Source organism: Polaribacter sp. (genome assembly GCF_965660385.1).
Lineage (GTDB): Bacteria > Bacteroidota > Bacteroidia > Flavobacteriales > Flavobacteriaceae > Polaribacter.
The window spans coordinates 72,833-89,569 of sequence record NZ_CBFHZT010000003.1; the positions used below are offsets into that span (position 1 = coordinate 72,833).

The window sequence follows — 16,737 nt, forward strand, 5'->3', positions numbered from 1 at the left end:
GATTTGCAACGAATCTCAATTCGACTGAAATGGAGAAATCTTAGTCTAAATTTAAGATTTCTCAACTACCCTGTGTTTTGGTCGAAATGACAAAAAAATGTGATTTTCATAGAAATAAACATTTTTAAGCTAGAGAAGTTAAATTGAACTCACGTTTTTATGTTCTTTTTTTTGCTGATGAAAAATACAAAGTAGCTTTTAATAAAGTTATGTTTAGTTTACACTAAACGTCCACACATGACCAATCGATTTTGCTCCATTTTGGTCCTTAACGTCAACTCGCCAAGAATAGGTTTTACCAGATTCAACTGAAACTGAATAGGATTTAGTAGCAACATTATCATCTTGTAAAGTAGTGCTATCTTCTTCACCAAAGTAAACCTCATAGGTTAATGTGTCTTCAAAATTAGCATCAGCAGCATCCCAAGTTAAATTTACAGTACCAGAATTAATCTGACTATTATTTTCAGGGGTTAACAAAGCAGCTGTAAAGGGTACATAATTTTCAATAATATTACCTTGAGTTAAAAAGGCATAGGTTTCAGAAGCTGTGCCTTGATTATTGTTTACATCTAAAGCATCAACTTTCCAATAATAGGCAGTTTCTTGTTCTAGGTTGATGCTAACTTGAGTGTTAGAAATTGTTCTATTTTCAATAATATTGGTTAAGGCTCTATCTTTTGCTATAATAATGTTGTATTCTACTTCATCGTTTTCAGGATCAATTGCAGTAGTCCAATTAAAAGTAATATTATTATCAATACACAATAAATTTTCAGTTGGGTAAATAAGTGAAACTGCAGTTGGTGCTTGGTTGCTTACTTTCTTTGAACATTGAAATGCTAACAAACAAAGGCAACTTAAAAGTATATTGTTTTTTAATTGCTTCATTGTTTTAAAATTTTAATTGGTGTAGCATTATTAGATAATTTTAAAATATAGATTCCTTTTGTAAAATCACGAAACGGAATTGTTAAGCTTTCTGATGTTATTGTATGATTTTGTTTATAAACAAGTTTACCAGTAATATCAAAAATTGTTGCTTCTAGATTTTGATTCGTGATGTTAGCAGGTAACCTCAGTTCAATAACATCTTTTACAGGATTTTTAATTACTTTAATTTTTTGGTTAAGATAATCCGTAGACAATAAATCGTCTGTATTTTTTTCAAAAACACCTTCACATTCTTTTGCTGTTTTAACGGTTATTAATCCAGATTCATTAATATTTAAATCAAAATTATTGTTGCTAGAAACGCCTATTAACTCGTTATTTAAAAATACCTCAAAAGGTGCTGTACCTTCAAGAATTTCAAAAGAATACGTGTTTGAGTCGTTTTTAGCGGCTATTTTTAAATCTATTTGTTGGGCTTGTTCTATTACAACTTCATAACAATGTATTGAGTTTAATACTGCTGTTTCTATACAGAGATTATAAATTCCTGGAGGTAAATCTGTAAGTTTATAACCTACACTAGAAATGTTTTGTTCTAAATTTGTGTTCGGGCCAGTAATTTTTAAGGTGTAGCTTAAGGTTGCTTCAATAATATTTACTGAAATCGTTCCATCATTTTTATTTTGACAAGATTCAGAAGTTGATGCTACTATAAAATTATTATCGCCTATAATTGGTAATATGGTGATTGAATAATCCTCAGTTTCTCCCCATTCTGTTAAATGGTCTGCATTACATGCACCCTCACCAAAACCATCATTTGGGTCATCATATTCTAAAACAACTCTCATTCTTGTTTTACCAGTTCTTGCAGTGTTAGGTACAGTTATATTTAAAGTGGCAGTAACAACATCTTCTGTTCTCGTGCCTAAATCGTAACGTTCAGTTTCGTTATCAAATTCAAAATCTTGATTCCAATCTATAAAAACATAGCAATGGTCTTGAAAACCAGCAGTATCAAAAGTAACGCTTATTTGTTTTTCTTGACCTTGAACAAGTACTGTGTTTATTGATGTAAAATCTTGATAACCATCTTCTGTATCATTCCCAGAATCATTATTAATACCACCAAAAGTTACATTTGATATATATTCAGAACCACCTTCCTCATCTGTAAAATTAGATGAACAGTATATGCCTTGTTTTGTAGTAAAGGTAAATACATCAGAAAAAATGCCCTCACCACATTTGTTTTTTGGTTTAACTCTCCAAAAATATTGAGTAACACTCGAAATATTATCAGGGATATAAGCGTTTGATGTAACGTTTCCAGATGAAATAATTGTAGAAAAGGTAGCATCTGTTGCAACTTCAACATCATAAGAAGTAGCGTTATTATCTATGTTCCACATTAAAGCTTCTGTTAATTCTGTATCAGTATCCCCATTAGAAGGAGAGGTAAGCGTTAAAATGTTAAATTCACTAGAAATTAGTTTAAAATCAACTCCTAAAGTTTGTGTGACAGTTGTAGATGTTCCAACAACATTTATTTCATAATCTCCAACTGTTTTTTCGTTTAGATTAGAAATTGTCATACTTATATCTCCATCAGTATTTATTGTGGATGAACTGAATGAAATTTCAGTACCCTCAGGTTGGCCAGTGGCAGTAAGTGACACTGTTTGTGAAAAACCATTAATAAAATCAAAATTTAAGTTGTAAGTAACACTTTGGTTTCCAGAATTACAAGCAGTTTGAATTCCATCAGTATTATTCATTACAAATGTGGCAGCACTAGATTGTATTGTGAAATTTATAGCATTAACATTGTAAAAAATATTATCAGCAGCTTCTACCATTATTCTTGCTTTTTCTGTAGCATTGTCTGGTATAAATACCTCTTCAGTACCATCATTTGGTGTATTCGATTTTAAGGTGATTGGAAAAGTTAAGCCACCATCTACAGATAATTTAACATTCACTAGCGCACAATTAATGGGTGCTGTATCTGTATTACCTTTATTCCAAGTAATGGTTTGAGTAGAACCTGTATTCCAAGTTACAGCAGTAGCAGGTGTAGTAACCGAAAAAGGTGTAGTATCAATAACGTTAATTTTTAGGTCATCTCTAGCAGTGTTTCCACCTCTGGTATCATTATCTCTAACAGTAAATGCAAAATTAAGGTCTCTAGCAACAGAAGGTAAAACTTCCCAAGTTGTAAATGTTTCACCAGCAACAATAGTCGCTAAATCTGGAAAATATCTTGTAGGAACATTTTTTGGGGGTAAAGATCTAAAAAGTGGACCAATGGCACTTGTAGAAACTGGTGGCATTGTAGCAGATTCATTATCGATTTGTTCCCAATTGTACGTTAAAGAACTTGTACCATCAACATCTGTGGCAGTACCAGTTAATTTAAAAGGAGTTGATTTAGGAATTGAAAAATCACTGCCTGAATTTGCTGTAGGTGCTGTGTTATTAGTGTTTGTTACTACAGCACAATTTGCAGATGTATCTAAAAGATTTAACATTTGAGCTAAACTTACTGCATGAAAATAATCGTCACTATTTCCATTTGAATTTCCAGATTTCACATTTGGAGAACAAATTCCAGCATATCCCATAATTGTAGAACCACTTCCAGGTTCTACAGCAGTAGCATCCGTTCTGTTACAATCGTTATTTTGTGTATGTGTAGCACCAAATTGATGTCCTAATTCATGGATTACCAAATCAATATCATAAGCATCTCCAACAGGAGAACCTAAGCCAGTTACCCCTCGTGCTTTTTGATTAGTGATGCAAGCACTTCCTAAAATCGCAGCACCATCTAACTCACCACCAGCAGTACTAAATACATGGCCAACATCATAATTAGTTGCACCAACATTTGTATCTATAATAGCTTGTATTTCGTTAATAAGTGTTCCTGTAGAACTATCAGTCATTCCATCAGTTTCTGCATCTAAGAAAATAATTGCATCATTATTGTCAATCAACTCTAATTTTATAGATATTTCTTTTTCTAAAACACCATTAATTCTTGTCATTGAGGTGTTCATTGCAGATAAAATTGCTGCTTTTTTTTCTTGGTCAGTTGCTGAATTTGCAATGTTTTGTTGGTTTGGCCCTAAATGAAATTGTGCATATTCTCCTGTACAGGCTAAAGCCATTCTAAAGGTTCTTAGTTTACCATCATTTGATTTTTGCTGATAGTTAGATGAAAATTCCATTTTACTAGTAGATTCAACAAGGCACTTAAAATCTTGATCAGCTTTCGGTAAACTTGTTTTTTGGTAAACAATATAATTTTGATTGTCTTTTGTGTAAGGATCTATATAAACGTTTGGTTTATTTTTGTAAAATAAAACCGCATGAAAACCATCTGTACCCAAACTAATTTTAGCCACTGTATTTGCATCAGTTATACTTTGTGCAGTATACGATTTAATATTTGGATACTTTTTTTGTAAACCTAAGCTAAAATTTGAATGTTCTTTAATTGTAAAATGAGATAAATTGCCATGAGCATCTGGTAATGTTATATATTTTTCTTTGGATGATTTACTGCGGATGTTTTTCTCAAAAATCTTTTGATTTAAGCTTAATACTTCATACTCTGTTGGGAAGTTTTCTTTGGGATAAATTTCTTTTTTTGAGAAGGCAAAATTAGTTTTGTTTTGTTTAGTCCATGATTTTTGCGCAAACACTATTTGTTGACTAAAAAAAATAAGTCCTAGTAAAAGAAAAAGGGGTGATTTATTTTTCATAAAAGTGTATTTAACATACATTGTAGTTTCAAATATAATGAAATATTTACCTTTGTATTTGTAATTATGAATAGAAATATACTACTAGAGGACTTATCTTTTAAAGATTATAAAGAAACTTGGGATTATCAAACCGAACTATTACAAGAAATTGTAGCTGTTAAAATTTTTAATAGAAGAAATAACCAACAACAAATTACTAATAATCACTTTTTATTTGTTGAGCATCCACATGTGTATACCTTAGGGAAAAGTGGAGATTTAGAAAATTTGTTATTAAATGAGCATCAACTAAAAGAAAAAGGAGCCACTTTTTATAAAATAAATAGGGGTGGAGATATTACATATCATGGTCCTGGACAAATTGTTGGATATCCAATTTTAGATTTAGAAAATTTCTTTACTGATATTCATAAATATTTACGTCTGTTAGAAGAAACAATTATTTTAACAATTGCTGAATATGGTATAAAAGGCACCAGAAGCGAGGGCGAAACAGGTGTTTGGTTAGATGTTGGAACACCTTTTGCTCGTAAAATTTGTGCTATGGGTATCCGTTCTTCACGTTGGGTAACCATGCATGGTTTTGCCTTAAATGCAAATGTGAATTTAGGCTATTTTGATAATATAATTCCTTGTGGAATACGTGGAAAAGCAGTAACTTCTATGGAAGCTGAATTGGGCGAAAAAGTGGATTTAGAAGAGGTGAAAACTAAAATTATAAAACACTTTAAAACCCTTTTTGAGGTTGATGAGTTTGTAATTGGCTGATTTGGTTTGTGGTTTGTGGTTTGTGGTTTATGGTTAATAGTTAATGGTTTTATAGAAATTAACATTTTCAACAACTAACAACTAACAACTAAGAACTAACTACCAATTACCAAAAACCTTATTTTTCTTCATTAAAATATACTTTGTAAAACTTCATTTTTTTTTCTTCATCATAACCTCTTTCTAAATATTCTGAAGCAGCATCTGGCGCATCAATATCTAATTTTATGCTGATGTTAGTATCTAACTTTATTTCTGTTTTTAATTTGTTTTTTTCTTTCTTTAACACCACACCAGAAACATCAAAATTATTTCTGATTAAAACATCATTTAACGTTTCATAATGTTTTTTGTAATCTTCAAACAAATCTTTGTGTTTGTCTTCTTGAAAAATTTCGTCTTTAAAATCGTGGTAATCTACAGCTTCATGTTCCTTAAAATAGTCTACAGTATTTGCTAAAAAATTACCTTGCTCATGTTTGCCAAATTCAGGTTTTATCACTTCTTCAGAAAACTCTTTACAAAGTTCTAAATAGTTTTGTGTGTGCGAATTGTAATCGTCTGCTAGTTTTACAGATAAGAAATTTTTAATCCAATACTGCGCATCATAATTATTATTATCTACAGAAAAAACAACAGTTCCTTCAGTATCTGCTGTATTTAAAATTAAGCAACCTTTATCGATTCTTTTGGTTGATATTCCTTTTTGAACCACCACATCAAAACTTTCGTTATCATCTAAATAGGTTTGAAAAAAATCAACTTTATTTTCAATTTTAAAAACACCAACAGCTTCTGTTAAAATATCTTTATATTCAATACCTTCAATAAAAACAACAATAACATCTCCTGTTTTTATTTGTGCAGAGTTCGATTGTTCGTATAAGTGATTTACGATATTTTTAGAATATTCTACAAACGTATTTTCATCTTTAAAAACTTCAGAAGCATAATTGTTTAGTTCATTTAAACGAACATCTGCATGATGAGAAAATCGATAACTCTGTGTTAAACTGCCAAAAGGTTTTAATAAAAAACCTTTCATTAAGTCGTAACTTTCTTGGTCAAAACGAATTAAATCTTCAGATAATACATTTTGCCCACTATTAAATTTATTAGCGACTTTGTGCAAAATGCATTTTGTGATTTCTGCTCTTGTTTTTTTAATCATCATCTAGAAAATTTGGAGCGTAAAAATAGTTGAACTTTTTAAATAATTCTAAGTTATTTGCTAAAGTTTGCAAACAAGCTTAGCCCTGATTGAACGACTTGTTTGAGCTCTTTTTTGCTTTTTTGAGCAAAAAAAGCGAGTAGTGAAAGCAGGAAATAGCTTCTAAAAAAATTAAAACTTCAATTTTAATTGTTCTGGTAACAACTTAAATGTTTTTCTATGGTATTTTGTGGCACCAAATTCGCGAATGGCATTTCTGTGTTCTTTTGTTGGGTAACCTTTATTTTTTAGCCAATTGTACATGGGGTATTCTTGATGAATTTTTGCCATATAGGCATCTCTATAGGTCTTCGCCAAAACAGAGGCAGCAGCAATACTTTTAAATTTTGCATCTCCTTTAACAATAGTTTGATGAGGGATTTTTTTGTAATTTCTAAATTTATTGCCATCAACAATAATAAATTCGGGCGTAATTTTTAAAGCATCAATTGCCCTGTGCATGGCAGTAATCGATGCTTGTAAAACATTAATTTTATCTACCTCTTGTTGCCAAACAAAAGAAACTCCAAAAGCAAGTGCATTGTTTTCTATAAAGGGTTTTAATTCATCTCGCTTTTTTTCAGAGATCTGTTTGGAATCATTTAAAAAAGGATGTGAAAAAACTTCTGGTAAAATTACAGCAGCAGCCACAACTGGCCCAGCCAAACAGCCTCTACCTGCTTCATCTGTGCCTGCTTCTAAAGAAAACCCGCTAAAATTGAGTTGCAACATTTTACAAAGAAAAGAAAGTTTTGTTTAGGTTTGTTTTTTTTTGATGATAATTCTGTAGAATAATTAACAGATTTCATTCGTTTTATTAACGACTCTTTTCGTTTTATTATTTTACATTTGTTGCGCAGATTTTTACTATGTTCAAACATTATTTTTTATTTATTTTAGTACTTTTTGTTGCAAATAATACTTTGTTTTCTCAGCAAATAAGAGGCGCTGGAGGTGGTGGTTTTTCTTCTGGTAGAAAAAATGATACGCTTTCTTTAGAAACTAAAGTAATTTTATCCGGTAAAACAAAGTACACAGATTATAAGGTAATTTCTCATAAAAGAGACACCACTTATATTGATACAACACTTACTTTACAAAAAGAATATAAATTTAATTACTTAAGAAAAGATAATTTTGAGTTTTTAGAATTTCATAATCAAGGGCAAACCCATAATAAATTAGGTTATACTTTTAGTGATTTAAGTAGTTTGCCAGATATTGGATATAGTGCCAAACAGGTAAGTTATTTAGAGGTTGATGATATTAAATATTTTGAAGTACCTACACCAACAACCGAAATTTTATACAGAACAGGTTTGCAGCAAGGGCAAGTGGTAGATGCCATTTTTACTGTAAATTTTTCGAGAAGATTAAATTTTTCTATGTCTTATAAAGGATTACGATCTCAAGGGGCTTACAGAAGAGCCTTGGTAAGTAATGGTAATTTTAGAGGAACGTTTAATTATAGAACAGAAAACAATCAATATGAAGTGAGAGGACATTATGCTTCTCAAGATTTTTTTCATCAAGAAAATGGGGGATTAATCCCAGAAATGTTAGAAAACTTTATAAATGAAGACGAGAACTTTGTGCAACGTTCTCGGTTAGATGTAAACTTAACAGATGCTGAAAGTCAGTTTGATAGTAACCGAATATATTTAGAGCACAGCTATAAATTAATTGCAAGCAAAGATACAGTTAACAATAAAGATTTTAGCAACTTAAAAGTAGGTCATGTTCTTACCAATGAAAACAAAAGTTATCGTTTTGATCAATCCACTATAACAACTTCAATTTTTGGTGCCTCTAATGCAATAAGTGATGTAGATAGAACCGCTAAAAGTACAATTACCAATAATGAGTTAAATTTAGAGTTTAACTCCAAATATGTTTTTGGGAAGTTTAAAGCCAAAGCAAACATCACCAGTTATACTTATGGATATGATACAATTTTAAACAGAAGCGAAAAAATTGATAAATTAAAATTAGAAGGAAATGCGATTTCATTTGGAGCAGATTGGAATGCAAAAATTAAAAACTTTCAGTTAAATGCAGATGCCTCTATAACTCCAGGTTCAGGTAGATTATCTGGTAATTACATAAAAGGAGAAGCAGTGTATGAAAAAGATAGTATTTTTGCGTTAAAAGGTAGTGTATTAATCAGCTCTAAGTCACCAAACTTTAATACACTTTTACACCAAAGTGGTTACGATAATTACAATTGGGTAAATGATGCTTTTAGTAACGTTAATACTAGAGATTTAGGTTTTTCTTTAACTTCTAAATGGATAAATGCTGATGTTAATTTAACGAATATAGATAATTTTACTTATTTTAATACAAACAATACGCCAGAGCAATTTGAAGACCAAATTGTATATGTAAAGGCAAAAGTGAATCGAGAATTTAAGTTTTGGAAATTAGCTTTAGATAATACTGTAATGTATCAAAACGTGAGCAGTGGAAGTTCTGTTTTTAGAGTTCCAGAATTGGTAACCAGAAATACGTTTTATTATACTGATGATTGGTTTGAAGGTAAACCCATGTTGGTAAATATTGGAATTACATTTAAATATTTTACTAAGTATTTTGCAAATGCTTATAATCCTTTGTTGGGAGAGTTTACGATACAGAATACAGAAGAAATCGGTTTTCCTACATTTGATGTGTTTTTTAATGCAAGAGTTCGTAGAACAAGAATGTATCTTAAGGTAGATAATGTAACATCTTCGTTTACTAAAAAGAATTACTTTTCAGCACCAAATTACCCATATAGAGATTTTACAGTGCGTTTTGGGTTAGTTTGGAATTGGTTTATTTAAAACGATATCAATAAGATGCAATAAAAAAAGCCTTTTTGAATTTTCAAAAAGGCTTTTTTTATACAAATTAAATTATTTGTTAACCATTCATAGAAATTAAAAACTCCTCGTTATTTTTAGAGAATTTAATTCTGTCGTTAATAAATTCCATTGCTTCTATAGGGTTCATATCTGCTAAATATTTACGCAATACCCACATCCTTTGAACGGTTTTATCATCTAGCAATAAATCATCACGTCTTGTAGAAGATTTAATCAAGTCGATTGCAGGATAAATACGTCTGTTAGAAATATTACGATCTAATTGCAGTTCCATATTACCAGTACCTTTAAATTCTTCAAAGATAACTTCGTCCATTTTAGAGCCAGTTTCTGTAAGTGCAGTTGCAATTATAGTTAAAGAACCACCACCTTCAATATTTCTGGCAGCACCAAAGAAACGTTTCGGTTTGTGTAAAGCGTTTGCATCTATACCACCCGAAAGTATTTTACCAGATGCAGGAGCAACAGTGTTGTATGCTCTTGCCAAACGTGTAATTGAATCTAATAAAATTACCACATCATGGCCACATTCTACCAAACGTTTTGCTTTTTCTAAAACAATGTTAGCAACGCGAACGTGTTTATCTGCAGGTTCATCAAAAGTTGAAGCAACAACTTCTCCACGAACACTTCTTTGCATATCTGTAACCTCTTCAGGTCGTTCATCAATCAATAAAACTATTTGATAAACTTCTGGATGATTTTTTGCAATTGCATTGGCAACATCCTTTAAAAGCATAGTTTTCCCTGTTTTTGGTTGGGCAACAATCATACCTCTTTGTCCTTTACCAATTGGGGAAAATAAATCAATAATTCTTGTAGATAAAGAACTACCTCTTTCAGCTAAATCAAATTTTTCTTGTGGAAACAAAGGAGTTAAATGCTCAAAAGAAACACGATCTCTAACAATATTAGGATTTAATCCGTTTATTTTAGATACTCGAATCAAAGGGAAATATTTTTCCCCCTCTTTTGGTGGTCTTACATTACCTCTAACAGTATCACCAGTTTTTAATCCAAATAATTTTATTTGAGATTGAGATACATAAATATCATCAGGAGATGATAAATAGTTATAATCAGAAGAACGTAAAAAACCATACCCATCAGGCATCATTTCTAAAACCCCTTCACTTTCAATAATACCATCAAATTCAAAATCCGGGTCTTTATACCTGTTATTAGATTTGTTATGACTTCTATTATTGTTGGTTTTATTCTGTTGATTTTTATTTTTCTGTTGATTGTTATTTCTTGGTTGATTCTTACTTGTAGTATTACGTTGTTGGTTGTTGTTATGAGTAGGTTTTTGTTCTTTAGCTTCTTTTTTAACTTCAGTGTTTTTTTTAGTTTCAGCTTTAGGTTCTGTAACAACTTCCTTTTTAATTGTTTTTTTAACTACAGGTTTCTTTGCTGTTGTAGTTTCTTCTGGTAAATTTTCTTTAACAGCTTTAGTTGTATTCGCAGACGCTTTTTTAACAACCCGCTTTCTTTTAGGTTTTTCTACCTTGGTTTTCTCCTCAGTGGTTGATGTGTTATTTGCAGCTGAAGGGTCAGAAGCTTGCTTGTCTAGTATTTGGTATACTAAATCTAATTTTTTTAACTGGCTTATTTTTGAAAGACCAATTGATTTTGCAATTACCTGTAAATCAGTAAGTTTTTTTGCTTTTAGTTCAGAAATTTCGAACATTTATATATTAATTAAGTTATAATAAATCTTAAACACTTAAATCGTTTAAAAATTGTTTGTTTTGAATTTATAGTATTGTATATAGTACTATACAATATTGTTGTGCGGTTATTGTGTGACAAATATATACTTTTTTTTTCACTTTTAACTTTTCTTTTTTTGAAAAAGAAATTCTACTTTTGTTTCACAAAACATATTTATGATTCAGAGAATACAAACGGTTTATTTGTTTTTAGCTTCCATAGTTTCTGGAGGTCTAATTTTTGTATTTAATTTATGGAATACAGTTAAAGAAAAAATATTTGTTGTAAATTTGTTTTCGAAAGAGGTGTTTACGTTAAAAGTAATCCCTTTTATGTTCATTATATCCGCTATTTTATCAATTGTATCAATATTTTTATTTAAAAATAGAAAGTTACAATTTGTTATTGGGCGCATTATTATTTTGATAAATCTTTTTTTATTAGGATTATTGATTTATTTGTCTCTAAACGTATCTGGAGAAACCATGGTTTCAGAGAAAGGTATTGGGATGTTTTTACCAATTGTAGTTATTTTGCTTATTGTTTTGGCAAATAAAGCTATTAAGAAGGATGAAGATCTTGTAAAATCTGTAGATAGATTGCGATAAAACTAACAAATAGTATATTTAGTGCGAAAAAAACCGAGATAATTTCTCGGTTTTTTGCGTTTTTAAAAATAGTAAAGTTTAAAAATTTTAAAAATAATACTAAAATTGAGAAATTTTACGTATTTTTAATATTCTGATATTTAGGTGTTTAAGAATTGGCTCTCCCCATAAATGGGGAGGCTTCTCCCCATTTATGGGGAGAGAAAAATTTCCCCATAAATGGGGATTGTGTAATAGAAATAAGTAGTCTAAATTTGTAATGTAACAATGAAAGAAAAGATTTACGTTCACGTAGCTGATGATCATAAAATAGTTATAGATGGTATCAAAGCTATATTAAATACTGATAAAGACATAGAGGTTAATGGATATTCTTTAACTGGTAAACAAGTTTTAGATTGGTTCACTAATCCAGAAAATAAAGCTGATGTTTTGATATTAGACATTACAATGCCTATAGTTGATGGTATTGGAGTGTTAGAATATTTTAAGAATAATAAAATCAATCAAAACGTTATTATTGTTTCTAGTTATGACGATATTAAAATTGTTCAAGAAATGATAAATCTTGATTGCAATGGTTATATAACAAAGAATAATGCTGGAGAATATATAATTGATGCTATAAAAGCTGTGATGAAAGGAGAACAATTTTTTACTCCAAGTATTCAAAAGGAATTAATAAAAGCTTTATCAGGACAAAAAGTTGCAGATGGTGATTTGCCAGATAAATTTTTGATAGAAAGTTTAACTGATAGAGAATTAGAAGTATTAAAATTAATAACAAAACAGTATAATACTATAGAAATAGCAGATTTGCTTAATCTTGGTGTTAGCACAATAGATTCACACAGAAAAAATTTATTAAAAAAACTAAAAGTAAAAAATTCAGTAGGTTTAGCAATGTATGCAGTAAAACACAAAATCGTCTAAATTATTATTTCAAAACTTTGACTATTTTTTTAGTTAATCCCTAAAAGATTTGATAAGTTTTCCCCAATATTATCTAGCTTTATTGTATGCACTGTAAAACCTACTTTTAATGAGATTAATTACAAACCCAACTATAATTAAATTAAAAAAGTCATGAAAAAAATTAATGTATTTGCATTGGTAGCAGCAGTTTCGCTAGTGTTTTCTTCTTGTTCTAACGAAGAAAATACAATAGATAACAATCCATCTAGCTTGTTAAAAACTTATCAATTGAAAAGAGATGCTACAGGAGCATATTCAGTTGATTTTGAATTTGCAGAAAACACTAAAATTGAGAAGAATGTAAATACATCTAATAATTACAATGAGTTTTTATTTAGTTCTTCGAATTTTGCATCAAAGAAAAATACTTCACAAAATCTTTCAATTAAAAATAACAAACTAGATATTAGCTTTATTGATGGTAATATTGGTAAAACATATTCAGTTAGTGTAAGTGATGATAATGTTGATTTTCAAAGTAAAGCAATAAAAAGTAAATTAAAGTCATACAGTGTTGAAAGTATTGATGATGTTACATTCAATTTAAATTTTGAAGTAAGAAAAGACGTAAATGTCTCTTTTGTCTATAATGAAGAAATCAAAACTTATGAAGCACATTTAAAATATGGTACAGGTGCTAAACAGACATTTACTAAAACCTTAGAAAAATTAGAAGGAGAACCTTTGAAGATTGTTTTTGTTAATTATGATCGAATAATAAACACCAACGCTAAGTCTCTTGATGCAGAAGGATTCCTCGTTACAAGAAAACCAGAAGTAATTATAAATTAATATTATTGAGATCAGTTTTTAAACTTTTCTTGCTACTATTCTTTTTAGTCATATCTTTTCAGGCTTATCCTATACTGAAAAGATATGACTTAAATTTTTTTATACAATCAACTATAAGTTCAAGCAACCAAGATAGTATCTTTGAAAAAGAACTGAGTTCTATAAATTTATTGATTAAGCAAAAGAAATTTGATAAGGCCTTGACAAAAGCTTTTAAAATTTTAGACGGTTTAGATGATAATAATATTATTATTGAACTACAGTTGAATTTTTTAATAGGTAAGATATTTTATCAAACATCTAGTTATAAAAATGGAATCAAGTACTTTAGAAGAAATATTAATATAATTTCTAGAGATACAATACCATTAGAAAATAACAACAATTTATCAGTAAAAAATAATATTTCTCATCTTCAAAATTTACTAAAGCTCGGTAGCTCATATCACAAATTAAAGGAAATTGATACCATCAAACGTTATAAAGATAGCGCACTTTTTTTCTACAAAAAAGTAGTAAATATTAGAGGTTTAAGTTCAGAAATACTTGATCAAAAAGCAATAGCATATAATAATTTAGCTGCATTTTTTATTAATGACACTCTTTATGATAAAGCAAAAGTATTTGCAAATAAATCAATTGATATTCATAAGTCAAGAAACGATAAAGTAAATCAGGCTGCAGCAATGGGTAATTTAGCTAGTATTTATTTGCTTCAAAAAAAATATAAACTTGCAAAAGAAACATATTTAGAAGGTATAGAATTGATAAAAAATGATACCACCTCAAATGGAGTAAGGTTCAAATCTAGTTTATACTTTAATTTAGCTTGGGCATTAAGAAACTTAAAGGATTATAAAGCCTATGATTATCAGGAAATTTCTTATGATATTAAAGATGAATTAAGAGACAGTGAATATAGAAGTGCAATTAAAAAAATAAATGCAGAATATGATTTTGATTCAAAAAAAGAAATTTTATTAGAGAGAGAGGAAAATAAACGTTTAAAACAACAACGTACCTTTTGGTTTGTGGGGGTTATCGCCTTGTTAATTATTTTATCATTAGTTTATATCATTAGCCTAAACAAATTAAAACAAAAAAATTTAGGACTTAAATTATCCCAAACTGAATTATTGAGAAATCAAGAAATCGAAAAAATAAAAGCTGAATCACAAGCAATAATTTTAAATGCGACTATTGATGGTAAAGAATCAGAAAGAAAACAAATAGCAGAAACTTTGCATGATAGTGTAAGTGCATTATTATCGTCTGCAAATATGCATTTACAAGCTACCAAAAAACAGTTTAATGGTGATACTCCAATAGAAATAAAAAAAACACAACAGATTATTCAAGAGGCATCTCATAAAGTAAGAGATTTATCTCACAATTTAGTTTCATCTGTTTTGTTAAAGTTTGGTTTAAATTTTGCTGTTAGAGATCTTGCAGAAAAATTCTCTAATTCAGATTTAACTATAGATACAGAGATCAATGCAATTAGAAGATATTCTCAAAATTTTGAAATTAAGGTACACAATATTATTTTAGAGTTTGTAAACAATATTATAAAGCATAGCAAAGCAAATAATGCACTGATACAGTTAAAAGAAGTAAATAAAATTCTTTTTATCACGATCTCTGATGATGGAGTAGGTTTTGATAAAACAAAAATTCATACAAAAGACGGCTTAGGATTAAACCAAATAGATGCAAGAATACAAATGATGAAAGGCAAATTTCATATTAAGTCATCTAAAAATAACGGAACTACTATTTCTGTGGAAATACCAGTATCAGAAATAGAAGAACTCAACCTCGTTTAGCCAATTCTATAATTTCTAAATTTTTAATTTCCCCCTTTATAATCTGTAGTCGAAGCATGGTTCTTACTTTATGAAAACCATGTTTCCCTGCAGCCCCTGGGTTTAAATGCAACAAGTTTAAAGTTTTGTCATACTGTACTTTTAATATATGAGAATGTCCAGATATAAAAATTTTGGGAGGATTTTTAGTAATATCTTCACGAATTCTTTGGTTATATTTATTTGGATAACCGCCAATATGAGTCATCCAAACAGAAACATCTCCAATAGAGAATTTATTGTCTAATGGAAATTCTGATCTAGCAACTGCATCATCAATATTGCCATAAACTGCACGCAAAGGTTTTAACGCTTTAATAGCATCTGTTACTTTTAAATTGCCAATATCACCTGCATGCCAAACTTCATCAGCTTGTTTTACAAACTTTAAAATTTGATCATCAATATAACTATGTGTATCAGATAATAGTAAGATTTTCTTCATAGAAAGAATAAGAAAAATTTAACGTCTCAATTTATATCAAAAGTAATGATAACAAAATAAATTATGTAATTTTGAATCCTTCAATAAAATGAATTTTCTTGAGATATTTTGTACAACTTTCTTATCATGGAAAAAATTATCACGGCTGGCAAATTCAACCAGATGCAGTTTCTGTACAAGAAAAATTAAATCATGCAATTAGCACAATTTTACAAGAAAAAATTCAAGTTGTTGGTGCTGGAAGAACAGATACTGGAGTACATGCAACACAAATGTTTGCACATTTTGATATCGATAAAAATCTCGATGATAATATAGCTTACAAACTAAACTCAATTTTACCACATGATATTGCAGTACAAAATGTTTTTTTAGTTGATGATGAAAAACATGCAAGGTTCAGTGCCATTTCTAGAAGTTATGAGTACAAAATATGGTTGGGTAGAAATCCGTTTTTATTAGATGTTTCTTGGCAAATTCACTCACAAAAACCGAATGTAAATTTAATGAATGAAGCTGCTAAATTATTATTAGAATACACAAACTTTCAAACCTTTTCTAAAGTAAAAACAGAAGTATATACCTTTAATTGTGAGGTTACTGAGGCGTATTGGATACAAAAAGAAAACGAGTTAACTTTTCATATTTCAGCAAATCGTTTTTTAAGAAATATGGTAAGAGCTATAGTAGGTACTTTAGTAGATGTGGGCTTAGGCAAATTATCTATAGAAGATTTTCGAAAAATTATAGAAAGTAAAAATAGAAGTAATGCAGGGCTGTCAGTTCCTGCAAAAGGCTTATTTTTAACAAAAATAAAATATTAAATT

Annotated in this window: 13 protein-coding genes; 7 read left to right on the forward strand and 6 right to left on the reverse strand. The window is 29.5% G+C overall.

Going from position 1 to position 16,737, the window contains the following annotated elements; all coding sequences use genetic code 11:
- Positions 1-213: 213 nt before the first annotated feature.
- Positions 214-891, reverse strand: coding sequence for a hypothetical protein (locus ACTG3V_RS01790; RefSeq protein WP_439130410.1), 678 nt, complete (start codon positions 889-891; stop codon positions 214-216).
- Entirely contained in the window at positions 888-4,664 is a 3,777-nt protein-coding gene (locus ACTG3V_RS01795) for a reprolysin-like metallopeptidase (RefSeq protein ID WP_439130411.1), read from the reverse strand. Before ACTG3V_RS01795 ends, ACTG3V_RS01790 begins: the two co-directional genes overlap by 4 nt.
- A 66-nt stretch (positions 4,665-4,730) precedes the next feature.
- Between ACTG3V_RS01795 and lipB the strand changes: the two genes are divergently transcribed.
- Positions 4,731-5,435: a lipoyl(octanoyl) transferase LipB gene (lipB, locus tag ACTG3V_RS01800; protein WP_439130412.1), complete on the forward strand. Its 705-nt coding sequence runs from the start codon at positions 4,731-4,733 to the stop codon at positions 5,433-5,435.
- A gap of 118 nt (positions 5,436-5,553) precedes the next feature.
- Here lipB and ACTG3V_RS01805 read toward each other — a convergent pair whose 3' ends face one another.
- Together ACTG3V_RS01805 and ACTG3V_RS01810 are read right to left on the reverse strand one after the other, a co-directional pair.
- Positions 5,554-6,606, reverse strand: a complete 1,053-nt coding sequence (locus tag ACTG3V_RS01805) for a nucleoid-associated protein (protein ID WP_439130455.1) — start codon at positions 6,604-6,606, stop codon at positions 5,554-5,556.
- Between the two features lie 171 nt (positions 6,607-6,777).
- Positions 6,778-7,377: a ribonuclease HII gene (locus tag ACTG3V_RS01810; RefSeq protein WP_439130413.1), complete on the reverse strand. Its 600-nt coding sequence runs from the start codon at positions 7,375-7,377 to the stop codon at positions 6,778-6,780.
- A gap of 137 nt (positions 7,378-7,514) precedes the next feature.
- On the opposite strand from ACTG3V_RS01810, the gene ACTG3V_RS01815 reads away from it, so the two are divergent.
- Positions 7,515-9,470: a putative porin gene (locus tag ACTG3V_RS01815; protein WP_439130414.1), complete on the forward strand. Its 1,956-nt coding sequence runs from the start codon at positions 7,515-7,517 to the stop codon at positions 9,468-9,470.
- Between the two features lie 79 nt (positions 9,471-9,549).
- Here the strand turns inward: ACTG3V_RS01815 and rho are convergent, their stop codons facing one another.
- Positions 9,550-11,202 (reverse strand): transcription termination factor Rho, encoded by a 1,653-nt coding sequence (gene rho, locus ACTG3V_RS01820; RefSeq protein WP_439130415.1) that lies wholly within the window; start codon positions 11,200-11,202, stop codon positions 9,550-9,552.
- Between the two features lie 199 nt (positions 11,203-11,401).
- Between rho and ACTG3V_RS01825 the strand changes: the two genes are divergently transcribed.
- The 4 genes from ACTG3V_RS01825 (at position 11,402) to ACTG3V_RS01840 (ending at position 15,426) form a co-directional block, all read left to right on the forward strand.
- Positions 11,402-11,833 carry a DUF4293 domain-containing protein gene (locus ACTG3V_RS01825; protein ID WP_439130416.1) on the forward strand — a complete coding sequence of 144 codons (432 nt, stop codon included), beginning with the start codon at positions 11,402-11,404 and terminating at the stop codon, positions 11,831-11,833.
- Positions 11,834-12,100: 267 nt separating this feature from the next.
- Positions 12,101-12,766, forward strand: a complete 666-nt coding sequence (locus tag ACTG3V_RS01830; protein WP_439130417.1) for a response regulator — start codon at positions 12,101-12,103, stop codon at positions 12,764-12,766.
- 153 nt (positions 12,767-12,919) lie between these two features.
- Positions 12,920-13,600 carry a hypothetical protein gene (locus ACTG3V_RS01835; RefSeq protein ID WP_439130418.1) on the forward strand — a complete coding sequence of 227 codons (681 nt, stop codon included), beginning with the start codon at positions 12,920-12,922 and terminating at the stop codon, positions 13,598-13,600.
- 170 nt (positions 13,601-13,770) lie between these two features.
- Complete coding sequence (locus tag ACTG3V_RS01840; protein ID WP_439130419.1) at positions 13,771-15,426, forward strand: tetratricopeptide repeat-containing sensor histidine kinase; 1,656 nt, start codon at positions 13,771-13,773, stop codon at positions 15,424-15,426.
- On the opposite strand, the gene ACTG3V_RS01845 is transcribed toward ACTG3V_RS01840, so the two are convergent.
- Complete coding sequence (locus tag ACTG3V_RS01845; RefSeq protein WP_439130420.1) at positions 15,413-15,910, reverse strand: metallophosphoesterase family protein; 498 nt, start codon at positions 15,908-15,910, stop codon at positions 15,413-15,415. The two genes, ACTG3V_RS01840 and ACTG3V_RS01845, sit on opposite strands and share 14 nt — an antisense overlap.
- Positions 15,911-16,008: 98 nt before the next feature.
- Between ACTG3V_RS01845 and truA the strand changes: the two genes are divergently transcribed.
- Positions 16,009-16,734: a tRNA pseudouridine(38-40) synthase TruA gene (truA, locus tag ACTG3V_RS01850; protein WP_439130421.1), complete on the forward strand. Its 726-nt coding sequence runs from the start codon at positions 16,009-16,011 to the stop codon at positions 16,732-16,734.
- The last annotated feature ends 3 nt before the right edge of the window (positions 16,735-16,737 follow it).